Genomic DNA, 22,628 nt, shown 5'->3' with positions numbered 1-22,628 from the left:
GGGCGTTACTCCGCGAGGTGTTGTGCCGGCAGCGGGTAGGCGGCCGTGGCGTATTCGAGTTCCGCGGCGCGCGACAGCGCGGCCTGGCGGGCGATGACGAGGTTGAGGCGGGCGTCGGTCTGGGCGCGTTCGGCGTCGAAGAACTCCACCTGCGAGAGCTGGCCGGCGTCGCGCTTGCGCGAGGAGATGCGGAAGCTTTCGTCGGCGGCGTCCTGGCGCGCGGAGGCGCTCTCCACGGCGCGCAGCGCCACGGCGAGGTCCTCGCGCGCGGCCTGCTCGGCCAGCGCCAGCTTCTGGCGCAGGTCTTCGCGCTGCGCCTGCAGGCCGGCGGCCTCGGCGGCGGCCTGGGCCTGCTGCGCGCGGCGCAGGCCAAAGTCGAACACCGACCAGTTCAGCACCAGGGAGGCCAGCGAGAAGTCATGGTCGCGGTCGAAGTGGTAGCGCTCGCCCTCGATGCCGTAGTCGGCGCCCAGCGCCAGCGTCGGCCAGCGGCCGGCGCGGGCGGCGCGGCGCCTGGCCTCGGCGGCATCCACGGCGTGCTCGATCTGGCGCAGTTCCGGGCGGCCGCGGCCGGCGGCCGCGGCCTCCGCGATGCGGCCCTCGGCCTGGGGCAGTTCCACCGGCGTATCCAGCGGCTGGCCGCGCAGGAAGTTGAGATAGCGCTGCGCCTGCTGGGCCTGCGCGCGCGCCTGGTCCAGGCGCTGCACCACGGCCAGGCGCTCGGCCTCGGCGCGCAGGCGGCGGTCGCGGGTGGCCTTGCCGGCGTCGAGCAGCGACTGCGCGACGCGCACGTTTTCCGAGAGTGTGCGCTCGCTGGATTCCAGGATGACGATGCCGGCGCGTGCCTGCGCCAGCGTGTAGGCGGCCTGCTTGACGTCGCGCACCAGGGTGCGGGCCAGCGCCTCGCGGGCGGCGGTCTCGGACTGGTACAGCGACTGGCGCGCGTCGATGGCGTTGTCCAGGGCCGGCGCGAACAGCGGCGCGGTCAGCGACAGGCGCGTGTCCTGCTCCTTCTCGCGCAGCAGGGCGATGCTCTGGTTCTGGATCTGCGGGAAGTTCTGCGTGCCGGTGAGCTGGTTGAGCGTGGCGTAGACCGGATTGAGCAAGTCGCCCACCGGGATGTCGATGGTGCGGCCACCGTCGGCGATGCTGTAGCGTGCCTTGAAGTCGAGCTGCGGCAGGCGCTGGGCGCGGGCTTCGCGCAGGGCCTCGAAGCGCGCCGTCACCGACTGCCGCTGGGCGCCGAGCGCGGCGTTGCTGGCCAGGGCTTCGGCGATGAAGCCGACCAGCGGGTCGTCCTGCACCGCGGCGGCGGTGACCGTGGCGGTGCTGCCCAGGCTCAGCGACATCGACAGTTGCGCCGCCGTGGCGGCCTGCGCGGTGCCCAGCGTCAGCAGCGCCCCCGCGGCAGCGATGGACAGGCGTGGTTTTGCGTTACGCATGTCGGTTCCCCCTCAAAAACGTTTCCGGTTCAGGCGCGCAGCGAGCGCAGCCCGAACTCCATGCTGTAATCCAGGAACTGCTGGAGGCCGAAGCCCTCATCGGTGATCAGCGAGGCCTTGGTCTGCGCCAGCTGGATCACGCCGTGGGTCAGGCCCCAGAGCGTGATCGCGGTGAGCATCGGGTCTCCGATGTCCTTGCGGACCGAGCCGTCGGCCATGCCGGCGAGCAGCGCCTTCACCGTCACTTCGTGGACGCGGCGGCCGACGCAGAGGACGTCATGCTCGGTGGAGCCCGGGGCGGTGTCCGCCAGCGGATGCCCCTCGAAGCGCGCCAGCGCGGCGAAGCGGAACGGCGATTCCTGCGCGAAGGAGATGTAGGAGCGGCCGATGGCCATCACCTGGTCGATGCCGCGCGCTTCCGCCGCCGCCGCGGCCTCGAAGCGTTCGCGCAGCAGGCGCAGCGCGCGCTCGCAGATAGCGAGGTAGAGATCGGTCTTGTCCTTGAAGTAGGTGTAGACCAGGGCGCGGGAGACGCGCGCGTCGCGGGCGATCTCCTCCATCTTGGCGGCCTCGAAACCCTTGGCCTCAATCACCCGCTCCGCCGCATCCACGATTTCCTCGCGGCGGCGTTCCTTCTCTTCCTGTCGGCGTTGCTGGCTCAGGGTCATGGCGCGCAGCCTAACTACAAACCGTCCGGTATTCAACACGTGTCCAGTGTCTGGACTTATGTAGTAAATCCAACCCAGTTCGTCCGCAACTACCTCTCAAGTAATTGAGGGGGAAAGGTTTGTGGGCCGGGTTGCACCCTCGCCGGGGCGGGATGCTTCCGCCCGGCGGAGTCAGGCGGAGGGAGGCAGGTTATGGGTCCAGGCGTATTCCTGGGTCCGCTGGCGGATGCGCCAGCCCCCGGGCGAGCGGACCAGGTGGTCGCGGTACCAGAGGCCGGCGAACAGCACGTGGTCCTGGCCCTGTGGGCCGGCGCTGACCATCATCACCTGCGCGGCGGTGCGCACGCGGGCCTCGTCGCCATCCAGATCCACCCGGGAGGTGGAGATGGTGTGCTGGCAGCCGCGCATGGAGGCGAGCACGCCGGCGAGGTAGTCCGCGAGTTCGGCCGCGCTGCCGGCGGGGCCGCCGAAGGCGCGGAAATCGAGCCTGGCGTCGGCCGTGAACAGCGCGTGGAAGCCGGGCCAGTCGCGCTCGTCCAGCGCATGACAGTAGCGCACCAGCAGGTCCTGGATGTGCTGGCGGTCGGCGAGGGCTTGCGGCGTCATGGCGGGCTCCGGCTTGGAAATTTTGCCGAGCGTGACGGGACTTTCTATGGGTGACCTCACCTGAGTGCGGGAGGAACGGGCGGGTCCTGAACGGCCTTTCGTGGCTCGTGCAAGGGAGAAGATCGAGATTCAAATCGTGCTACCTGATTCAACCGTCAGGTTTCGCGTTCTCTGCGGCATCGAGGCTTCGCCTTGTGTGGCCGGATCGGGAGCCGGCATAGTGGAAACATGCGATCCGTTGGGACGGGCAGGTTTGCCATGCACCGTCGTTTGTAGTGGTTATGGCTTGTGTTGTAGAGCTACCGTGCCTTCCGCCATGCCGTCCCGCATAGAATTTCCGGATTCAAATGAATCAATATATTGCCATCGGCAGTGCCGAGTTACGCGGACGTTGCTGCAGATTGTATGGACGGATTCGTTTAGCTAATTGGCGTTAGGCAGTATGAAGATTTCGACCGAAATTCCGAGTGCGCTTGATATCTCTTCGGCAGAGAAGAGGCTTTCGTTTTCTTTCCCGGAAGGGTATGTATCTTTTCTCCGTTCCGGTGGCCTGGGTGAGTTGCGCATAAAACATCGAGTGTTGTCACCATCAGAGGCGATTAAGTCTCAGCGCCTTATTTCTCATCGTGGCCTAGTGCCATTCGCAGACAACGGCTGCGGAGATTTCTATTGCTGGGTCGCGGCACAAGGTTCAGCATCGGTGGTGGTTTTCGTAGACCACGAATCAGGCACTTACCATGAGATTTCGGAGTCCTTCGATGCATGGCTTCGAGAGAGTCGGTTCTAGAGAGGCCCAACCATTACTTCAAGCCGACGCGGCCGCGTCGCGCGGCTCAATCTAGACGTTAGGCCTATGAAAATCTTTGAAGCTATTCCACACACAAGCCTGGGCCCGGTTGGGATCGGGGTTGAGCGCTCTGAGGTGCATAGGGTAATGGGCGTTCCAGAAAGCTCTTTCAAGAAAGCCACCACATCGGTTCACCCTACAGACGCATGGTTCCGCGGCGCCTTTCAGGTCTTCTACACGGCTGCAGGGAAAGTAGAGTTCATTGAGGTAACAGGTGGTGCCGGTGTCGAGGTTATCTGCTTTGGCGTTCCGGTCTTTTCCACCACAGTGGGATCGCTAACTGAAAAACTAGGAAAGGAACTCGCCTTTTCAAGTGAAGATTCAGGATGTAGCTTTATCAGTCGCGGGACTGACATAGCGCTGTGGCGGCCGAACCCTGAAGCGCCAGAAGAATCCTACTTCTCCACATTCGGGTTGGGAGATGCTGGCTACTATGCATAGCACGTAGGGCGAGTCGAGACCCGACCTACACGGACTAAAGTTCATGCATAAAGGATCAACACATAGGCCCAATCAAGCACTCCAGCCATGGTCCCGCTTCTCGGGGCCGTGGCTGAGAAGAGGCATTCGGTGTCAGGGAGAGAGCACGTCGAATGGATAGCGGGGTTGCTCAGCTCGAATCAATGCTTGGCACACCATACAAGCCGGTCGAGTCCATCGCGGTCAGCTCATGTCGTTGGGTGGATTCGGAAGCCCGTCTCGGGTTGGAGTTTCCGTCCGACTACAAAGCACTCATCGAGACATTCGGATCTCATGCCTGGGGCGGGTTCATAAACACACTGACTCCTGCTCACGCCAATCGGCATCTGGAGCTTGAGGCTCGGGGTCTACGCATCCTCGGCAGTATTCACGAGGTACGGCACGAGTGCCCGGGAATCATTCCATATCCTGTATATCCTGAGTCCTGCGGGCTTTTCCCTTGGGCGGTAACAGACAACGGCGACTATCTCTGCTGGCTAACCCTCGGCTATGCCAACTGGTGGCCTACGGTGGTTATCGAGGCGCGAGGAGGTGCGGTGGAGAAGCATGCAATGACCGCAACGGCTCTCATTGCGTCCTTCCTCGAGGGCAGCCTTAAATCGCCAGTATTGGTAGGCCCGTTCGGTGGTCGGTTGCCTCGTGAAGCTGATCCAGGCTGGGAGGATGGATGCTACTGACGCCGGACCCCATGCTCACCCACGGCTCTGCCTCCGCCCTACGGATGGGGCCTGGAGCACGGGCCGGTTACCTGCATCAGTTCACCCTTCGACAGGCTCAGGGCGAACGGCCTGGTTGCCATATCGGCCATCTGTAACCTCAGTGCATGTAGGGCGGGTCTTGACCCGCCTTCCGCGGCAGGCGGGCCGAGACCCTCCCTTTACGAGATATACAAGCTCATGAAAGCGACTACCAACTGGCTGGTATTACGCGGGCAGCATGGCTGGTCTCTTCAAGAGTGCTCTCAGAAGGCAGAAGATCTCGGGCGTCGAGAGCACGTCGTGAAGGTGCTGCTGGAAGCGTTTCGAGGCGCGACCGTCGACGGCGAGGACATCCTATGGGTGCAGCCTACCTTCGAGCTGCGCTTCAAGCCAGAAGCTTCTGCTCGGCCTCGTCAGATTGATGTGGCCGTGACATTGGATGGGATCGAACATGGCGATGTGATCTCAGCGATATCCACGAAAGCTCGTGGACAGCTGCAGGAGCGCCGATTCTGGCAGTTCTTCGATGCAGAGACGGGGCAGGCCATTCACTGGAATCGGCCTAAGCGACGGCCGCTGAGCAAGAAGGGTTTAGTCACGGTCGAGATCAGCTCCGAGACGTTTCTTAGGCGCGTGCGATCTGGACCGGGAGCCCACCTTTTACTATCCCTGAGTGCGGCGTCGGAAGTTGATGCGTTCATGCATCGGGCTCCGCTTGAGCCCAAGGATGCGGTCACTTTCGGATGGGAGAACCTCGAACTCATCACACCCCTCGGAACACGTTTGTTCGACTTCCACTTTGGTGGACAGGGCTACGAATCAGCGAAATATCGAGTGCAAGAGTTTGCTGTGGAGCTGGGTTGCTCAATCGCCACGCTCGAAAGCGACGTTATCGTAGTCTCTGGACGGGCCCCTGAAATCGTCCGGCCAACCATGTGCAAGGCACTTCTACACGACGTCCTGGAAGATTCGTTGAATAGGGGAGGCCTTCTATGGCGCCAATCCTTTGTATCGTTCAACCCGGACCGACCAGAAGCGACACGTCATGTGGCGACTGTCACGTTCCAGCAAAGCATTGAACCCGCAGGCGTCGTCTCCGGCGGACACGCGGGTTAACTGATCGCGTTCACCCTTCGATCCTTCGACAGGCTCAGGACTTCAGGGCGAACGGTTGGGCCAATAGGCCCATCGGGGATGAACCTCAGGGCCGTCGCTTCTCGCTCTTCTGGCCGGAGGACTTCCTGTTCTCTTCGGCCGCCGCCTTCTTCTGCGGCCTGGCCGCCTTGAACTGGTTGCTCACGAACCAGGGCTCGCCGTTCTTGTCGAGGTAGAGGCGCTTCATCTCCTCGACGTTGAAGGGGCGCGAGCCGATGCGGCCGAAGACGGCGATCTGGCCACCGGTCTCGTCCACGGCGCGGTCGCGTTCCAGGCCCTTGCTCAGGGCCAGCGCGGGCCGGGTGGTCTGGCGATGGGCGATCCAGACCGGCCGCGGCTCCGGCGAGAAGCCGTAGAACTTGGGCTGGGTGTCGGGCGCGGTGAGCTGGATCACGTGCAGGCCGGTCCTGGCGTCGGCGACGTAGGCGAACAGCGAGGCATTGGTGCTGCCCACGGTGACGTCGCGTGCGTCCTTGATGCGGCCGTCGGCGTCGTAGCGCTGGAACAGCACCGGGGCCTCGGGCTTCTCGATGTCGACGATGGCCAGGCCGTCCTTGCCGGCGGCGACGTAGGCGTAGGTGCGCGCCAGGTGCACGCGGCGGGCGTCGGCCAGCGGCACCAGGGCGCCTTCGATCACGCGCGGCTGCGCGGGCCTGGTGATGTCGATGGTCTGCAGGCCGGCGCCGGTGACGGCGAACAGGTAGCGGAACTGCACGGCGACGCTGCGCACGTCGCGCAGCGGGATGATGGCCTCCACCTGCGGCTTCATCGGGTCGTCGAGGTTCACCACGACGATGCCGGCGTCGGCCGAGACATAGGCGCGGTAGCCGGCCAGCACCACGTGGCGCGCGCCCTTGAGCGCGCCGCCGCCGTCCCAGGTGAGGGCGCGCTTGAGGTCGTTGTTGCGCGGCTCGCCGTCCTGCAGGGTATCGACGTTGACCAGGATCAGGCCTTCCACCGTGTCGCTGATGACGGCGTAGTGGTAGATCGGGTGGAAGGGCTGTTCCTGGTTGACGATGCGCATCAGGTCGCCCTGGTTGCGCAGCGGGTTGATCGGCTGGTTGGTGGGCAGGGCGACGCAGCTGGCGTTCTTCGAGCCGATGTGGATGTCCTGGCCCAGCAGCGAGAACGGCGCGGTGATGATGCGCTGCGAGAAGCCCTTGTTGGCGATGCTGGCGACATCGAAGGCGCGCATGCCGCCCTTGCCTTCGGCCACGTAGAGGTATTCGCCGCGCAGCTGCAGGCACTGCACCGGGCCGCGGGCGGAATGGTCGTGGGCGGTCGTCAGTTCGCGGCCGCGGCCCTCGTGGGCCTTGTACCAGTCGGGGTAGGCGTAGCGGTGCAGGTAGGACCCGATCACGGCCTGCGGCTCGTCCCACTCGGTGACCTGCACGGCCTCCACGCCGCCTTCGAGGCCCAGCCAGGCGTTGAAGCCGACGAAGCTGACGAAGTTGGTGCCCAGGCCCAGCAGCGAGGTCATCCAGGCGTTGTTGTCGCCGCTCTTCGACAGATGGCAGTCCTCGCAGGTCTTGGTCTCGGTCTTGCGCTCGGTATGCGGGTAATGCGGCGCGAAGGCCTGCGAGGAATGGCCGCTGGCGGCCACCGGCGCCTGCTGGATGTAGATGCGCTCGCGGCTGGCGTTGGTGGACGACAGCACCAGGGCCGAGGTGGAGCGGATCGGCGCGATGCGGTTGCCCTTGGCCTCGCCGTGCTTGCCGATCATGTAGAAGTCGTCGCGCACCACCTGCGGGTTGTAGGTGGCGTAGTTGCGGCTGTCGCCGCCTTCGAAGTGGTTGCGCGGGGTCTTCCAGTTGGCCTGGATCGGCAGGTGGCAGCCGAAGCAGGAGGTGGTCCAGGACGTGTGGCAGGTGATGCACATCACCTCGTCGTCCTTGTGGGCGCGGTTCTCGCGCGACACGTCCAGGCCGAAGAGCTGGTCGACCGTATCCTTGGACATCAGCTTGGCGCGCGCGGCCTTTTCGTTGTAGTGCGCGTTGCCGGGGGTCACGGAGTCCTTGACCAGCGACACCTCCCATTCCTTCTTCGGGTCCAGTGCGGAGCGCTGGAACAGCTTGTTGCCGCGCCACTCGAAGCGCTTGCGGCCGTCCTGCACGCGCAGGCGCGCCATGTCGCTGCCGCCGGGCGGGGCGGCGGGACCGGAGGTCTTCAGCGTGGGATAGCGGTCGGCGGTGCCGTGGCAGTCCTGGCAGTCGATCTCCACGGCCTGCGCCACTTCGCCGTAGATGTGGCCGTTGCCGTGGGCATCCTGGGAGAAGTGGCAGTCTACGCAGTGCATGCCGACGTCGACGTGGATCGACGACAGGTGCACGGCCTTGCTGAACTTCCTGGGGTCGTCGTCGGCGACGATGTTGCCGTCCTTGTCGAGCAGGTTGCCCTTGCGGTCGCGCTTGTGGATGGCGCGGAAGTTCCAGCCGTGGCCGTGGTAGTCGGCGAACTGGGTGTCCTTGATGTCCGGGTTCAGCTCGGAGACCTTGTCGAGGAATTCGCGCTTGCCCCAGTTGCCGCGGATCGCCGCTTCCTCGGGATTGCGCATGTTGATCTTGTGGATCTCGGCGCTGTCCGGGTACTTCTGCTTCTTGGGCCACATCTGGTCGGCCCCGGTCTCGTAGTCCCACATGGTGTAGCCGAGCATCGAGTTGAGGAAGATGTTCGGCTGGTGCATGTGGCAGATCATGCACTGGCTGGTGGGGATGGCACGGGTGAAGACGTGCTTGAGCGGGTGGCCTTCCTCGTCCCTGGGGATCGTGGGGTCGCGGGTCTGCGTCTTGCCGGTGTGGCCCGCGGCGGCGTAGCCGCCGGAATGCCGAGGGTCGCGGTCGTTGGCATAGACCACGTGGCAGCCGGAGCAGCCGGAGGACCGGTAGTCGCCCGGCTGGTCGTTGGTGCCCAGGAACCAGGAGAAGGGGTCGTTGAGGCGGGTCTTGTGGATGTTCAGCACGGGCACGGCGATGCGCAGGCCGGTGCCGGGGCCGCGGTTGGACTGCTTGAGGTCGGGGCGGCCCGGCTCCTCCAGGCGCTGGATGTTGCCGCCGGTGCCGGGATTGCCGGTTTCCGGGAACAGGCTGAAGATGTTGCGGCCGCCGCGCTCGAACACGCGGAAGATGTCGGACGGCGGCACGACCTCCCAGGCCGGCATCGGGTAGAGCGCTTCCAGCACGCCCTTCTTCTTCATGTTGTCGTCGGGCTTCACCGGGGCGTCGAGGCGCGCCTGGATGCCTTCGCGGGTGTAGGACTCGCCGGTGACGTAGCGCTTGAACGGCAGGATGCCGTTGTTGTACGCGGCGCCGCCCCAGAGCATGGCGCCGGTGGACATCAGGCTGCGCTCGGCGGCCTCGATGATCGGCAGGTGGCAGGAGCCGCAGGCCTCGCGCGTGACGCGGTAGTCGCCCGGGTTGACGAAGCGGATGAACTCCGGCGCTTCCTGGTTGAGCAGGGCGAAGCTGTGTTCCGGGTTGCGGCTGGACGGCCAGTTCCAGGCCTTGGGGTAGCGCGGCAGCACGTGGGCCTTGGCCAGCGTGTCGAGATAGGCCGGCGCCTGGCGGTCCAGACCCGGGTCCACGAAGACCCGCGCGTTGCCGCCGTGGCAGTCGGTGCAGCCCAGCACCACGGCCGGGTTGGCATGCATGGTGTGCTGGTCGCTGGCGGTATGGCAGGACTGGCAGCCGGCCGACTTGGCGTCGGCCTGGTCCTGGCGCTGGAAGCGCGGCGCGAAGTCGGCGATGACGTAGCTGCGTTCCACGGGCTTTTCGCCGCCGGAGGCGATTGCCGGTCCGGTCAGTGCGATCAGCAGCAGGGCGGCGAGCAGGCGCATGTCAGTAGGAGAAGATCAGGTTGGCGAGCACGGAGTAGCCGTCCTCGTCGGGGTAGAGCGCGCGGAAGCCTTCGCCGGGCAGCAGCACGGCCCCGGAGACGCGCACGATGATGTTCTGGGTGAAGAAGGGCCGCCAGATGGCCGCCACCGACAGGTCCCATCCGATCTCGCGGCCGATGCCGCCCTGGCTGCGCATCAGTTCGAGGATGGCGGTGTCGTCGAAGCGCAGGTAGTTGGCATTGCCGAAGATGCGCAGCTGGGGCAGCACGTCGAAGTCGGCGCCGACGCCGACCAGCACGATGCCCGGGTTCTCGAAGTTGGACTGGCCGAACTCCTTGCTCGGACGCAGGTTGGCGAGCACGCCGTTGACCTGCGACAGCGCCACGCCGCCGCCGCCGATCAGGGGCACCGGGCGGCGGATCCAGAAGCTGGTGTCGGCGCCGGCGAAGATCGGGTTCTCGAAGATGGCGTCGTAGCCGCTGGCGGTGTCGTCGTAGGGGTCGCGGTCGCCGCTGCCGTAGAGCGCACTCAGGCGGAAGCGCATCCAGTCCATGTCGTAGGAGGCTTCCGCCGCGGCGAAGAAGCCGCGGATGTCGCGCGTGTCGTCGAAGAACACGCCGCGGTCCTGGCGGCCCAGCGCGGCGTAGGCCGAGGTGGTCAGGTTGAGGCGGCCGAAGTGCCCGTCGCCGTTGTAGCCGAGGTAGACCACGTCGTACTCGCGGATGGTTTCGGTGCCGATGGCCGCGGGCCGCTGCAGGAAGCCGTTCTTGTCGTAGAAGCGGCCGCTGTCGCGGTTGCGGTTGTAGGCGACGATGCCCTGCGAGGTGAAGCCGTAGACCGGCAGGTCCTGGCGGTAGAGGCTGAACACGAAGAGGTCGTCGTCGCGCAGCGCGGCGCCGATGTCGTTGAGGCCGCTGTTGGTGTCCTTCTCCAGGCGGCGGAACCAGCCCAGGTTGTATTGGTAGCGGTTGTTGTCGCGGGTGCCGAACAGGCGCACGCCGAGCTGGCTGTCCTGGAACAGGAAGCCGCGAAAGTCGCTGGAGAAGGGCTGGATGCCGAAGCGGATGCTGTCGAAGTCGTAGCGGTCGGAGACGGCGCGCAGGTCGAAGTCGGCGAACAGTTCCTGGATGCCGACGAAGGAATCGCGGCGGTCGAGGCCCTTGGCCGGGTTGATGTTGATGGCGCCGGCTTCCTGCACCGCGGTGTAGTTGTAGTTCAGCACCGGGGTGAAGCGCAGCTCGATGTCGGGCGGCCGGTAGACCGTGTCGCCCTTGATGTAGGCCGCCGACAGGATCAGGTTGCTGGCCAGCGTGTATTGCTGCGGCCGGCCGAAGATGTTCACCAGGCCGCCTTCGCCGGTGCCGTTGCCGCCGATCGGGGTCGGCTGCTCGCGGTATTCGTAGACGCTGTCGAGCGTGGCGTTGAACGAGACGAAGTGCTCGTTCTTGTAGATCGGCTTGTCGCCCTTCCAGGTGTTCTGGTTGTACGGGTCCCACCAGCGCTGCGGCACGATGCCCAGCGAGTTGAGGATGCGCCAGCGGTCCGGCACCGGCATCTTGTCGTACTGCTTCCAGGGCTCGGGCATCGCCACCGGCGCCAGCCGGCTCAGGCGGTTGGGGTCGGGCAGCGGCTCGGTATCGGGCGGAATCTGGCGCGCATCGGCGTCGGGACGGCGGCGCTCGGGCGGCACGATCGGCGCGGGTGCCGCGGCGAGCCCCGGGGGCTGGGCGGGCACGGCCGGCGGGATCGCGGGCGGCGATACCGGCGAAGGATCGGGCGCCCAGGCCGGAACCACCTTGGCCGTGGCCGCAGCGGGCGGCTCCGCGGCGGGCGCGGCCGCAGGGACCGAGGCGGGCGCCAGCGTCAGCCCCACCGCGGCAGCGGGCGCGGCGGCAGCTTCCGCAGCCGGCGCCGGAGCAGCGGGTGCCGGCAGGGCCGCGGCACCCAGCAGGGCCTGCGCGTTCTGCGGCTCGCGCGCGAGCTGCCGCGCCAGTTCCGGATCGACGCGGCGGACGTCCTCGTCCGCGGGCACCACCAGCATCGCGCCCGGGCGCAGCCGCTCCATGTCGCCCCCGATGAAGGAGCGGGGATTGGCGCGGTACAGCGCGGCGGTCATCTGCCAGGTGCCGATGCGGGTCTTGTCCGGGCGCAGTTCCCAGGCGATGCGCGCGAGCTGCTCGCCGCTGCGGACCGGACCATAGAGATACGGCTCCGCGGCGGCCTGCACCGACAGGCTGCTGCCCAGCAGCGCGGCGACGGCCAGCTTGCGGAAGGGCGGGATTCTCATAGGCCGGCGCAGACGCTCTGCTCGTTGCTGTCGAGGAAGGGCTTGGGCGGGCAGACGAGATAGCGCAGGTTCACGTCGCCCACGCGGATCTGGTCGGCACGGACCGCCTTGGGCGCATTGCCGATGGACCCGCCGGGCAGCTTGCCGACCGCATCGCTGGCGAGGAAGGGCAGGAAGTCGTCCTGCTCCAGGCCGTCGCCGGACAGGCCGATGGCGCCCACCAGGGTGCCGCCGCGGTAGATCGGGAAGCCGCCGGCGAACAGGGTGATGCCGTTGGCGATCTTCGGGATCGGGTTCACCACCGGCTCGAAGCCCGCCGAGACACCCTGGTAGCCGGTGCAGCCGACGCCGACATCGGTGGCGGCCAGGCCGACGACGAAGGCGATGTGGCGGATCACCGCGTTGTAGACCAGGTCCAGCTCCAGGCCGGTGGAGAAGATGCTCCACTCGCCCGGCGGCTTGCTCAGCGGACCCGGCGGCTTGCCGTCGATGCCGTCGGGGAAGAAGGGGCGGGAGATGTTGCCGACCGCGCGCGTGGACCAGGCGAAGGCACCGTCGTCCAGGCCGGCGGGCTGGCCGAGGAAGCTGCGGAAGGCGGTGACGTACTGGCCGATGGATTCGGTGCGCAGGCTGGCGACGGCGGGGCCCGGCGCGAGGTACTCGGCGTCGGGCAGGGCCTGCAGCGCGGTGCCCGAGCCGGCGGCCGAGAACAGGATCGAGGTGCGCGCCTTCTGCACGGTGACGTCGGTGGCGTCGACCAGGGCATCGCGCGTGCGTGCCACGCCGATCACCGCGCCATTGGTATCGACGATCACCACGTGGATGCCGGCGCTGGCGCCCAACGGGCGGCGCACCTGGCTGCGCGTGCGGTTGGCCAGCGCGACGGAGGTGGACAGCAGGTCCTTGACCTCCTGCTGCGTCAGCAGGCCGTCGGTGCCGTTGACGGGCGGGAAGCGGCGGTTGTTGAGCTCGTCCACCAGCACGAAGCCGTCGACGGCGGCGAGCTCCGGCTCGGCGACGAGGCTGGCCGGGCGGATGCCCGAGTCCGCCTGGCCGAAGGCGGTGCCGGCGCGGATCACCGGGTCGGCGTAGCCGCGGATCGCGACCAGGCTGCCGACCGCGGGCGTCAGCGTGGCGAAGGCGGGCGCGGTGGCCGGGTCCCGCGCGAGGTCGTCGAAGTCGACGTTGGCGTAGCGCAGCGTCTTGCCGTCGAGCGTGATGACGTCGGCGCGGCGGTCACGCGGCGCGCCGAAGCCGAAGCTGGCGGCCACGGCGATCAGCTCGTCGAGGTTGCGGTCGGTGCCGAGATCGTCCTTCACCAGGCCATAGACGCCGTCGGCGATCACCGCCACCGCGCCGACCACGGTGCCTTCCTTGTACAGCGGCAGGCCGCCGGGGTCGGCGGCGAAGCCGATCGGCGAGCGGTGCGGGCCGGGGTCCACGCCCACGCCGTTGTAGCGGCGCGAGATGTCGGAGCAGGGCAGCTGGCTGATCTGCACGCCGAACAGCGGGCCGCCCGGCGTGAAGCGTTCCTCCAGGTTGAAGTGCTCCTGGATGATCTGGTTGGCGGTGCGCGTCGAGAAGGCATTGCCCTCCGACGAGAAGTAGGCGCCGGTCAGGGCCTTGGCGATGGCGCCGAGCGTGGACGGCACGATCTCCACGCCGTCGATGCCGCCGCTGGCGCCGGTGCCGGAGGTGATGCGGATGGTGGGCGGCGCCCCGGTCATCTGGTAGGCCGCCAGCACGTTGCCGACGCGGTCGATGACGACGATGGTGGCGGGAGCGCTGCGTGCCTGCGCCTCCTGCACGCCCTGGGCGATGATCTGCTGGATGTCGGCCACGGTGAGCCGCGTCGGCGTGTCCTGGCAGCGGCCGGAGCAGGGCGCCGGCCCGTTGCCGATGCCGGCCCCGCCCGGACCGGGCCCGCCGCCTCCGCCGCAGGCAGCCAGCAAGGCCAGCGCGGCGAGGCTGCCGAGCGTGCGCGAAGCCCGGCGGATCATTTCGGCGATTCCTTCGGTGCGGCCCCAGGCGCCTTGGCCGGTTTCGCGCTGCCCGCGCCATGCACGGCGTCGTCAGGCTTCGGGCCCTTGGCGGGCCCGCCGAAATGATGCGAACCGGCGATGTGGAAGGCGTGGCAGAGCGTGCAGGCAGAGGGCACCTGCCGGTCGCTGCCGGTGTCGCCATGGCAGTCGCGGCAGCTGTTGAGGTCGGGCAGCAGCACGTCGGCGCTGGTCTTGGAGCGGTCCGCGCCGTGGCAGTCGCTGCAGGGCTGCGCCTGGTGCGCGGCGTGATCGAAGCGCGAGCCGTCGAGCGCGTGCTCCTGCAGGTTCACCGGCGCGACGGTCCAGGGCTTGGACGGGTCGTCGCTGCGCTGCACCTGGTGGCAGTAGTGGCAGGTGCGGCGCTCGAACACGTCGACCATGGTCTGGCGCGCGCGGCCGTCGGCCCAGTCCAGCGCGGCGCGGGCGCCGTCGCGCGGCAGCGTCTCGCCGGGCCGGCGGCGCTCGCGCACCACGGCCGGGGCCTTGCCGTCCATGACGCCGCCCTGCAGTGCCTTGGCGTAGTAGTAGTCGCGCACCACGCCCTGGATCTGCTCGGGCCGGCCGTGCGGCAGCTCGCGGTCCGGATCGTCCGGGTCGAAGTCCAGGCGGTGGCAGCTGGAGCAGTGCTTCTCCATGTTCACCGGCTCGAAGCTGACGCCGCGAGAGTCGGGCTGGTGGCAATCGGCGCACTGCATCACCACCTTGCCCTCGGGCGAGTCGATGCCCTTGGGATTGAGGTGGACGTCATGCGGATAGATCAGGTTGGTGGCCTCGCGCAGCGTCGCCGGCGGCTGGCGCTGCTTGGCAAAGCTGAACTTGCCGGTCTTGGCGTCGAACGCGGCGATGCGCGGCGCGAACTCCGGGTGCGCCTTGCTGAAGCTGGAGGCCGGCGCCAGCCGGGCCGCGGCGAACTCCTTGTCGGGGTTGGCATGGCAGTCGGTGCATAGGGTCGGCGACTGCGCGTTCACGCCGTGCGTGCCGTTGTGCTCGCGGTGGCAGTCGGTGCACTGCTGTCCGGAGAAGGCCGGGTGGTCGAGGATCGCCGGATCGTCGCTGTGCTGCGCCATGTCCTTGTGGCAGGCCAGGCAGGCGCTGTCGCGCACCTGGCGGAAGGGCTTCTCGTGGCAGGCGGCGCAGTCCTCCACGAAGTAGCGGTGCACGCTGCTGACCGGGCCCGACAGCCAGACCGAATCGTCGAAGGGAATGCCGGACTGCGCCAGCGAGCGGTCGCGCGGCGTTTCGCCCGCCGGGCTGCTGCCGTAGCGCAGGGCCAGCGGCAGCAGCAGGCCGACGGCCAGCATCAGCAGCATCAGCCCCCAGGCCATGCCGCGCAGCGACAGGCGGGTGTGGCTCAGCCGCGTCTTCAGCGAGGCCTTGCGGGCCTGCAGGTCGGCGGCCTGGCTGAGCTTTTCCTCGTAGCCCAGCACCAGCTCGGGCACGCCGCCCACGGCCAGGACCTCGAGGCGGAAACGGCCGACCTCGATGATGTCGCCGGCCTCCAGCTTGGCGCTCTCGACAGGTGCGCCGTTGATCCAGACGCCGTTGGCGGACTTGGCGATCAGCAGCGGGCCGCGGCGGTCGTGCACGATCTCGGCATGGGCCAGCGCGGCGCGCAGGTCGGGCGTGTAGACGTCCTGGTTGGTGCCGCGGCCGATGGTCAGGCGCTCGCCGATCAGGCCGCGCTCGGTGGCGATGCGTTGATCGCCCTGCTGCTGGAAGCTGCGGATCAGGACACGCATGGGCGCGCTACCAGTAGAGGAACACGGAGATGACGTGGGCGGCCAGCGCCGCCAGCAGCGCCACGGTCAGCGGAACGTGGAAGTACAGCCAGATCTGCATCTGCGCGTGCAGCTGGATGTCGCGGTTGACGCGCACGATCAGCGCGTTGCGGCGGCCGATCAGCTCCATCAGCTGGCGCGATTTCTCGGCGATCTCGCCGCGCTTCTTGGCCTGCGCCAGTTCGCCGGCCATGAACATCACGGTGGAGCTCTGCGGATCGAAGGTCTTGGCATTGGCCGCGCGTTCCTCGTCGACGACGATCTTGCGCAGCTCGTCGATCGCGCGGCGTCCCGGCGGCAGCGGGCCGAACAGCTGCGCCCACAGCCCGCCGCCCAGGCGCATGCGCTCGGTGGAGCGGGCGATGATGCGGTGGACCTCGGGGCCGAGCGGGTCGGCCAGCTTCAGGGCCTGCTGGTTGAGGTCCAGGATCTCGTCGATCAGCGTCTCGCGGTCGGAAGCGCCCATGTTCTCGGTGATCAGCGTGGGCATGCGCACGTAGACGCCGATGCCGAAGATGCCGCTGAGGATCACCATCAGCATCAGCACGTAGGCCGCGGTATGGATGTTCCAGCCGAACTGGAATCCGGTATGCAGCGTGGCGACGGTGATCAGCGCCAGGCCCAGGTAGACGTGGGCGGAAAGCCAGCCCTTGACCGTGCCGGCAGTGGAGCTGTAGCGGCGCTTGCGCACGCCCAGCCAGGCCAGCCAGCCGATCAGGCCGGCACCGACGGTGCCCAGGGTGTAGCCCAGCCAGCTGCCGCCGTTGGGGCCGTCCTGCGGGTCGTGCCACCCGTAGATGAGGATGCAGACGATGCAGAGCAGGCTGGCCAGCTTGAGGTAGCGGTAGCCCCGGTGGCGCAGGAAGCTCCCATGAGGCGTCTGTGCCATCAGCGGCCTCCCCGGTACAGCTTCACGAACTGCTCGGGGCTGGCGCGCATGGCCGCTCCGGTGGGACAGGCGCGCACGCAGGCCGGACCGCCGTCCAGGTCCTTGCACATGTCGCACTTGGTCGCCTTCTTGGCGCTCTTGTCCTTCTTGGCCGGGTGATAGCGGCCGGGCTCCTCGCCGCCGAACAGCATCCAGCGCCACAGGCTCGGCCGGGTCTTGCTCTGGATGCCCATCTGGATCACGCCGTAGGGGCAGTTGCGCTCGCAGTTGCCGCAGCCGATGCAGGCATCGGTGATGTGGACCTCGCCGTTCGGTGCGCGCTTGATCGCGTCGGGCGGGCAGTCCTTCATGCAGTGCGGATGCTCGCAATGGCGGCAGGAGGTCGGCACGTGCAGGTGGTCGAAGGTCGGCCCGGCCTCGCGCTTGAGGCGGCTGACGTTGCCGTGGGTGTCGGAGCAGGCCTTCTCGCACTGGTCGCAGCGCACGCACAGCGACTCGTCGATCAGCAGCACGTCGGTGGCCTCGCCCAGGCCCTGCGACATCATGAATTCCAGCACGTCGCCCATCGGGCGGGCCTGGGCCACCGCGTTCTGCGCGACGCGCGAGCGGTAGACCTCCTGCACGCGGTCGCGCACCTGGGTGCGCCGCATCATCAGGTCCTTGAAGGCCACGCCGTCGAGCCGGATGGTCTCGGTGGCCACCGCGGCGCGCGCGGTGGCGGAGCGCGGCAGGTCGCTGACCAGGGCCATCTCGCCCACGTACTGGCCGGCCGGCACATAGGCCAGCACCACGTCCTTGCCGCCGATCTCGCGGGACACGGTGACCGAGCCCTTGCGGATCAGGTGCAGGGCGTCGCCGGCGTCGCCCTCGTTGAACAGGACCTCGCCGGGGCGGAACTGCCGCACCTCGGCGCTGCTCACCAGGTCGGCGATCTCCTCCGGCGGCAGCGTCGGCGCGATCTTGCCCTGGATGATGCGGCGCAGGAATACCTCGTCGATGACGCGCTTGACCGCCGCCACCGAGTTGATCAGCTTGTTCATCGAGCGGCGCGGCGTCTCGATCAGCACGCACTTCTCGCCGGCGCGCACCGTGGCCGAACGCCGGCGGCCCGAGATCAGGCTCATCTCGCCGAAGAATTCGCCCTTGCCCAGGGTGAACTTCTTGGACGGGTCGGCGGGGTCCACCTGGATCTCCACCGTGCCGGAGACGATGGAGTAGAAGGTATCGGTGTAGTCGTTGAGCTCGAAGATCGTCTCGCCGTCGGCGGGGGCGCGGATGTCGGAGTCGATCATGAACTCGCGCATCTGCAGCGGCGTCAGCGGCTTGAGGATCGGCACGCGGCGCTGCATGGTGGCCAGCGCTTCCTCGATGTCGGTGATCTCGGGCAGCACGGCGAACTTGTCGCGCAGCAGCGGCGTGTCGGCGGGCTCGACCGTGCGGCCTTCGATGAACTCGATGACCTCGTAGCCCTGGTTCATCGCCTGCTTGATCAGCGGGAAGCCCGCCAGTGCGCCGATGATGTACAGGCCCGGCACGTTGGACTCGTACTGCGCCGACACCGCCGGTACGCTGTTGGGGTCCTTGCTGGGGAACTGGATGCCGGTGCTCTCGACGAAGGCGCGCGGCGGCGTGGCGCCGAGGCGCGCGATCACGCGGTCCACCGCCAGCTCGGTCTCGCCGTCGTTGGTGGCGACGCGCAGGCGCTTGCCGGAGGGCGTGTCCTCCGCCGCCACCGGCTTGGTGTTGTACAGGCAGGTGAGCTTGCCGTCCTCGATCGCCTTGAGGATGCCGGAAAGGTTGCCGGGCTTGGCGCGGTCGAACTCGTCGCGGCGGTTGAGGATGTAGACCTTGTTGTTCTCGGCCAGGGCGATGGCGTTCTCGATCGCCGCGTCGCCGGCGCCGACCACCACGATGGTCTCGCCCTTGTACTCGTCGGGGTCGTCGAGCTGGTACTGCACCCAGTCCAGGTCCTCGCCGGGGCAGCCGAGCTTGCGCAGGTTGCCCTGCAGGCCGATGCCCAGCACCACGGCCTCCGCCTGCAGCGTGGCGCCGCCGTCCAGCGTGATGGTGAAGGCGCCCTTCTGCCCGCCGATGGCGCTGACGCGGGCACGATGCGCGACGTTGACGCCGAGCTTCGCGGTGCCGCTGTTCCAGGCCTCGAGAATGGCTTCGCGCTTGCCGGCGGTGAACGCCAGCGGCGAACGCAACGGCAGCACGTCCGGCTCGGCCATGACGTGCTTGCCCTTCTGGTACCGATAGATGGTGTTCGAAAGCCAGCTCTCGGCTTCCAGCAGCACATGCGAGAGCCCGAGCTCTGCGGCACGCGCTGCGGCGGAAAGCCCGGCAGGCCCGGACCCGACTATCGCGATCTTGACGCTCCCTGGGACCATACCTGGCTCTTTCTGGCTCGGTCGGCTGCGTAGAACCTACTTTAGGCGCAATCCGACGGATGGCGCCAGTGTTCCAGTGCGCAGTTCCGGCGATGGCGCTTGTACGAATGTGACGCTCCGCACGTCGGATTCGTCGGATTCGGAGAAACACGGGTGGCGGGGAGTAGTGAGGTGGATCGCCTGCGTTTATATTGCTCCACAGCCAGCTGCCGATCGGAGCTCGATCCATGCGACGCCAATTTCTCGCGGTCTGCCTTGCACTGCTGTGGTCGGCACTGGTGCCCGTTGCGGCTGCGCCGGCCCCGGACCGCAATCTCGGCGTCGCCGACTGTGCCGGCAGCACCTGCCACGGCTCCATCCGTCCCTTTGCCGACCGGCAGATCCGCCAGGACGAATACTTCACCTGGCAGCGCAAGGATGCCCACGGCTCCGCCTGGAAGACGCTGTTCACCGAGCGAGCGCGCCGCATCACGGGCCAGCTTGGCCTGGGCGCGCCGCACGAGGCGCAGGCCTGCCTGGTATGCCACGCGCATGCTCCGCCCGCCGAGGCGCGCGGTCCGCGCTTCCAGCTGGAGGACGGCATCGGCTGCGAAGCCTGCCACGGTCCGGCCGAGCGCTGGATCGCGGCGCACGTCAACGAGCTGAAGACCCCGGAGGAGCGCGTTGCCCACGGCATGACGGCGACCTGGGATGCCAAGGTCCGCGCCGGCATGTGCAGCGGCTGCCACCTGGGCGACGCCGCCCACCCGATGACCCACAGGATCATGGCGGCCGGCCATCCGCCGCTGCTGTTCGAACTGGACACCTTCACGGCGCTGATGCCGCCGCACTGGGACGTGGATGCCGACTATCGCCAGCGCAAGCCGGCGACCGACACCGCGACTAACTGGCTGGAAGGTCAGATAGCGGCGACCGATGCCTGGCTGGCACGGATGGAAACCGGCGCGCTGGGGCATGGCCTGTTCCCGGAGCTGGCGCTGTTCGACTGCGATGCCTGCCACCACTCGATGAACGGCAACCGCTGGCGCGCCGACCGCACGCCGGGCCTGCCGCCGGGCCAGGTGCCGCTGGCGGACCAGCCGCTGGTGCTGGTGCAGGCCTGGGCCGCCGCTGTGAACCCGGCGGTGGCCGACACGATGGCGGTGCAGCGCGAGCGCCTGTACCAGCAGTACGAGACCGATGCCTCGCGCCTGCGCGAACAGGCCGGCGAGCTGCGCGGCTGGCTGCGGCGCGAAGCCTGGGGCCGCCTGCGCCAGGGTTCCGCGGACGCGGGGCAACTGCGCCAGGTGCTCAAGCGCGTGGCGCAGAACGCGGAGAACGCGCAGGGCGGCGACTTCTACTATGCGCAGCAGACGGCGATGGCGGCGCAGGTGCTGGCGGCGGCGATCGGCGAGCGCGGCGGCAGCAACGGCGCGCTGCGCGGGCCGACGGACGCGCTCTATGAGTCGGTGAAGAACCGCGACCGCTTCCAGCCGGAGGAGTATCGCAAGGCTCTGGGGCGGTTGAGTGCGGCGCTGAGGTAGCGGGCGCACATATATATGCGCATTGCCGACTGAAGCATTCACCCTTCGACAGGCTCGGGGCGAACGGTGGGGCCTGTCGCTTCACGGCTTGCAGGAACCCTCTCCCGGCCAACTGCTCCTGCGTTGTCCTGCCTCGGGCATCCATGCCCTCGCCCGCCCTCTCCCCGCAAGCGCGGAGAGGGTGCTCTCCAACCTTTGGGTTCCATTCCGGCAGGGGGGACGTCGAGCAAGGCGGACTTCCGCGCACTCGTTGCGACGTTGGATTCCCATCGCTCTTGCGATGGGGTTCTCCACGCTGCAACGAGCTTCAGCGCGAGAAGCTCACCCCCAAACCCACCCGCGTCACCTCGCGGTTGTAGTCGATCAGGCTTTCGCCGTAGCCCTGCCAGACGTAGAAGTTCCAGAAGGCGTAGTTGGACAGCGGCGCGCTGTAGCTCAGGTTGATCGCGCCGCGGCCGGTGTCGGGGTTGAAGCGGCCGAGCATGCCGATACGGTGGCGGCGGGCGCCGAAGAGGTTGCGCTGCACCTGCAGTTCGCCGTAGCCGTAGTAGTTCTCGATGTTGGGGTTGTCGTCGCGCTTGGGATCGTCGATGGGACGGTCCTCGTCCTCGGGCAGGCGGTACCAGAGCTTGAGGTAGGCCAGCGTGTTGGGGTTTTCCCAGAAGCCCGCGGCGTAGACGCGGTTCCAGCTGCGCGAATCGGGAATCTCCTTGCCGTTGGACTCGTGCTCGGCGCCGATGTCCAGGCCCCAGGTCTTGATGCGGTTGTTCGGCTTCCAGCGGTAGAACACTTCCGGGTTGTAGTTGGTCTCGCGGAAGGGACGCGAGCGGTCGGCGTCGAAGACCTGCCAGAACGACTTCTGCGAGTAGGCGAAGTAGAAGTTGGAACTGAGGATGCGCTGCTTGAAGCTGATCTGGAAATAGGTTTCCGCTTCCTTCTCCCCGCCCGCCAGCCCGTCGACCCAGCTCACCGGCAGGATGAACATCGGCCGGTGGAAGGACAGGCCGGGCTTCTCCGCCACCAGGGAGAACACCACCGGGTCTCGCCGCAGGTTCTCGAACAGCAGGGCGTTCTCCTCCTTGGTCTCCTTGCTCGCCACGGTGATCACCGGCAGGTCCTCGCCGGTGAGGTCGGGTGCAGGCGAGTCGAGATTCGGTTCCTCCTGGGCGCCGTCGCTGGATGGCAGGCGGGTTTCCGTGGGGATCTCCATCGGCTTCTTCTCCTCGGCCGGGGCTGCGGCGGGCAGCAGCAGGGCGAGGGCGAGCAAGGCGGTGCGCATCGGTTCAGGTCTCCATCAACGAAAAAGCCCGCTTCGAGCGGGCCTGCACGGGTCGCGGCGCGTCACCGGGTCAGTGGGCCAGGGCATCCACGTAAGGCTTCATCACGCGCTCGACGCGGCACAGCTTTGCAAAATGCCAGAGCTTCTTCATGTTCAGCGTGCGCTCGTTCATCGCCGAGCGCAGGGCATCGACCGCGATATGCGGCCCGATCTTGTTGCGGAACTTGAAGAGGTCGGCGAGCGTCTTCTCCAGACTGTAGACGCGAACCTTCACGTTTTCCACCACATGCGTTTCCACGCCCTCGGTGAAGGCGGGGCCGCCGAGGCGTGCCACCTTGATCTCCGGGTAGTCCACGCGCGGCCGCGCGGCGCGGCGCTCGATGGCGACATAGACCTCGTCATGGTTCTGCTCGCCGATGCCGTGGAAGGCGAGCGCGGAGCGCAGGCAGATCACGCCGTTGGGCACTGCGCGTCCGACGATGGCGAGCGAGACGCTGGCATCGACGTTGGTGTCGGCGAGCACGTAGCTGCCGCGTCCGACCTTCTTGATCAATCCCTTGTCGCAGAGACGACGCAGGTACTCCGCCTGGATTCCATGCGGAACCAAATCCTTCGGACGCAGCACACCGAGCTTCTGTGCAAGCTGGATGATGCGTTCGGATTTGCTGTGCTCGTCCATCGATCCGGTGGAATCGTGAGTATCGGGCGGAAT

Annotated in this window: 16 protein-coding genes; 5 read left to right on the top strand and 11 right to left on the bottom strand. The window is 67.5% G+C overall.

What is annotated here, in order from left to right; translation table 11 throughout:
* Positions 1-5: 5 nt before the first annotated feature.
* From C3942_RS10875 to C3942_RS10865, 3 genes are all read right to left on the bottom strand, one after another.
* Positions 6-1,442, bottom strand: coding sequence for a TolC family protein (locus C3942_RS10875; protein ID WP_104230410.1), 1,437 nt, complete (start codon positions 1,440-1,442; stop codon positions 6-8).
* A gap of 29 nt (positions 1,443-1,471) precedes the next feature.
* On the bottom strand, positions 1,472-2,110 hold the full coding sequence (locus C3942_RS10870) for a TetR/AcrR family transcriptional regulator (RefSeq protein WP_104230409.1): 639 nt from the start codon (positions 2,108-2,110) through the stop codon (positions 1,472-1,474).
* A 171-nt stretch (positions 2,111-2,281) separates the two neighbouring features.
* Positions 2,282-2,716 carry a nuclear transport factor 2 family protein gene (locus C3942_RS10865; RefSeq protein ID WP_104230408.1) on the bottom strand — a complete coding sequence of 145 codons (435 nt, stop codon included), beginning with the start codon at positions 2,714-2,716 and terminating at the stop codon, positions 2,282-2,284.
* A gap of 442 nt (positions 2,717-3,158) precedes the next feature.
* On the opposite strand from C3942_RS10865, the gene C3942_RS22955 reads away from it, so the two are divergent.
* From C3942_RS22955 to C3942_RS22055, 4 genes are all read left to right on the top strand, one after another.
* A complete protein-coding gene (locus C3942_RS22955) occupies positions 3,159-3,503 on the top strand; it encodes an SMI1/KNR4 family protein (RefSeq protein ID WP_104230407.1) in 345 nt (114 codons plus the stop codon).
* 66 nt (positions 3,504-3,569) lie between these two features.
* The gene (locus tag C3942_RS22060) at positions 3,570-4,004 is read left to right on the top strand and encodes a hypothetical protein (RefSeq protein WP_133164289.1); all 435 of its coding nucleotides are present in this window, start codon (positions 3,570-3,572) and stop codon (positions 4,002-4,004) included.
* 152 nt (positions 4,005-4,156) lie between these two features.
* Positions 4,157-4,720 (top strand): SMI1/KNR4 family protein, encoded by a 564-nt coding sequence (locus C3942_RS22950; protein ID WP_366516604.1) that lies wholly within the window; start codon positions 4,157-4,159, stop codon positions 4,718-4,720.
* A 219-nt stretch (positions 4,721-4,939) separates the two neighbouring features.
* Positions 4,940-5,857, top strand: a complete 918-nt coding sequence (locus tag C3942_RS22055; RefSeq protein ID WP_133164288.1) for a hypothetical protein — start codon at positions 4,940-4,942, stop codon at positions 5,855-5,857.
* Positions 5,858-5,942: 85 nt separating this feature from the next.
* Here C3942_RS22055 and C3942_RS10855 read toward each other — a convergent pair whose 3' ends face one another.
* Genes C3942_RS10855 through C3942_RS10830 form a run of 6 tightly spaced genes read right to left on the bottom strand, consistent with a single transcriptional unit; the run spans position 5,943 to position 19,114 of the window.
* Complete coding sequence (locus C3942_RS10855) at positions 5,943-9,728, bottom strand: LVIVD repeat-containing protein (RefSeq protein WP_104230406.1); 3,786 nt, start codon at positions 9,726-9,728, stop codon at positions 5,943-5,945.
* 1 nt (position 9,729) lies between these two features.
* Positions 9,730-12,015 carry a type IV pilus assembly protein FimV gene (locus tag C3942_RS10850; RefSeq protein ID WP_104230405.1) on the bottom strand — a complete coding sequence of 762 codons (2,286 nt, stop codon included), beginning with the start codon at positions 12,013-12,015 and terminating at the stop codon, positions 9,730-9,732.
* Positions 12,012-14,015, bottom strand: coding sequence for a GlcG/HbpS family heme-binding protein (locus C3942_RS10845; RefSeq protein ID WP_104230404.1), 2,004 nt, complete (start codon positions 14,013-14,015; stop codon positions 12,012-12,014). The genes C3942_RS10850 and C3942_RS10845 overlap by 4 nt, the downstream gene beginning before the upstream one ends.
* Positions 14,012-15,796 (bottom strand): cytochrome c3 family protein, encoded by a 1,785-nt coding sequence (locus C3942_RS10840; protein WP_104230403.1) that lies wholly within the window; start codon positions 15,794-15,796, stop codon positions 14,012-14,014. The genes C3942_RS10845 and C3942_RS10840 overlap by 4 nt, the downstream gene beginning before the upstream one ends.
* 7 nt (positions 15,797-15,803) lie before the next feature.
* Positions 15,804-16,724, bottom strand: a complete 921-nt coding sequence (locus tag C3942_RS10835; protein ID WP_104230402.1) for a hypothetical protein — start codon at positions 16,722-16,724, stop codon at positions 15,804-15,806.
* Entirely contained in the window at positions 16,724-19,114 is a 2,391-nt protein-coding gene (locus C3942_RS10830; RefSeq protein ID WP_104230401.1) for a cyclic nucleotide-binding domain-containing protein, read from the bottom strand. Before C3942_RS10830 ends, C3942_RS10835 begins: the two co-directional genes overlap by 1 nt.
* Before the next feature lie 227 nt (positions 19,115-19,341).
* On the opposite strand from C3942_RS10830, the gene C3942_RS10825 reads away from it, so the two are divergent.
* Complete coding sequence (locus C3942_RS10825; protein ID WP_104230400.1) at positions 19,342-20,637, top strand: multiheme c-type cytochrome; 1,296 nt, start codon at positions 19,342-19,344, stop codon at positions 20,635-20,637.
* A gap of 307 nt (positions 20,638-20,944) precedes the next feature.
* Here the strand turns inward: C3942_RS10825 and C3942_RS10820 are convergent, their stop codons facing one another.
* Together C3942_RS10820 and C3942_RS10815 are read right to left on the bottom strand one after the other, a co-directional pair.
* Positions 20,945-21,916: a phospholipase A gene (locus tag C3942_RS10820; protein WP_104230399.1), complete on the bottom strand. Its 972-nt coding sequence runs from the start codon at positions 21,914-21,916 to the stop codon at positions 20,945-20,947.
* 70 nt (positions 21,917-21,986) lie between these two features.
* A complete protein-coding gene (locus C3942_RS10815) occupies positions 21,987-22,595 on the bottom strand; it encodes a type IV toxin-antitoxin system AbiEi family antitoxin domain-containing protein (protein ID WP_104230398.1) in 609 nt (202 codons plus the stop codon).
* Positions 22,596-22,628 lie beyond the last annotated feature (33 nt).

Source organism: Solimonas fluminis (assembly GCF_002930645.1).
In the GTDB taxonomy this organism is placed as follows: Bacteria; Pseudomonadota; Gammaproteobacteria; order Nevskiales; family Nevskiaceae; genus Solimonas_A; species Solimonas_A fluminis.
The sequence above is the reverse complement of the archived record's forward strand: the minus strand, read 5'-3'. Positions and strand labels throughout refer to the sequence as shown.

Excerpts from the sequence above, each read along its gene's own strand:
- C3942_RS10875 (WP_104230410.1), bottom strand. The coding sequence starts at position 1,442 with ATGCGTAACGCAAAACCACGCCTGTCCATCGCTGCCGCGGGGGCGCTG.
- C3942_RS10870 (WP_104230409.1), bottom strand. The coding sequence starts at position 2,110 with ATGACCCTGAGCCAGCAACGCCGACAGGAAGAGAAGGAACGCCGCCGC.
- C3942_RS10865 (WP_104230408.1), bottom strand. The coding sequence starts at position 2,716 with ATGACGCCGCAAGCCCTCGCCGACCGCCAGCACATCCAGGACCTGCTG.
- C3942_RS22955 (WP_104230407.1), top strand. The coding sequence starts at position 3,159 with ATGAAGATTTCGACCGAAATTCCGAGTGCGCTTGATATCTCTTCGGCA.
- C3942_RS22060 (WP_133164289.1), top strand. The coding sequence starts at position 3,570 with ATGAAAATCTTTGAAGCTATTCCACACACAAGCCTGGGCCCGGTTGGG.
- C3942_RS22950 (WP_366516604.1), top strand. The coding sequence starts at position 4,157 with ATGGATAGCGGGGTTGCTCAGCTCGAATCAATGCTTGGCACACCATAC.
- C3942_RS22055 (WP_133164288.1), top strand. The coding sequence starts at position 4,940 with ATGAAAGCGACTACCAACTGGCTGGTATTACGCGGGCAGCATGGCTGG.
- C3942_RS10855 (WP_104230406.1), bottom strand. The coding sequence starts at position 9,728 with ATGCGCCTGCTCGCCGCCCTGCTGCTGATCGCACTGACCGGACCGGCA.
- C3942_RS10850 (WP_104230405.1), bottom strand. The coding sequence starts at position 12,015 with ATGAGAATCCCGCCCTTCCGCAAGCTGGCCGTCGCCGCGCTGCTGGGC.
- C3942_RS10845 (WP_104230404.1), bottom strand. The coding sequence starts at position 14,015 with ATGATCCGCCGGGCTTCGCGCACGCTCGGCAGCCTCGCCGCGCTGGCC.
- C3942_RS10840 (WP_104230403.1), bottom strand. The coding sequence starts at position 15,796 with ATGCGTGTCCTGATCCGCAGCTTCCAGCAGCAGGGCGATCAACGCATC.
- C3942_RS10835 (WP_104230402.1), bottom strand. The coding sequence starts at position 16,724 with ATGGCACAGACGCCTCATGGGAGCTTCCTGCGCCACCGGGGCTACCGC.
- C3942_RS10830 (WP_104230401.1), bottom strand. The coding sequence starts at position 19,114 with ATGGTCCCAGGGAGCGTCAAGATCGCGATAGTCGGGTCCGGGCCTGCC.
- C3942_RS10825 (WP_104230400.1), top strand. The coding sequence starts at position 19,342 with ATGCGACGCCAATTTCTCGCGGTCTGCCTTGCACTGCTGTGGTCGGCA.
- C3942_RS10820 (WP_104230399.1), bottom strand. The coding sequence starts at position 21,916 with ATGCGCACCGCCTTGCTCGCCCTCGCCCTGCTGCTGCCCGCCGCAGCC.
- C3942_RS10815 (WP_104230398.1), bottom strand. The coding sequence starts at position 22,595 with ATGGACGAGCACAGCAAATCCGAACGCATCATCCAGCTTGCACAGAAG.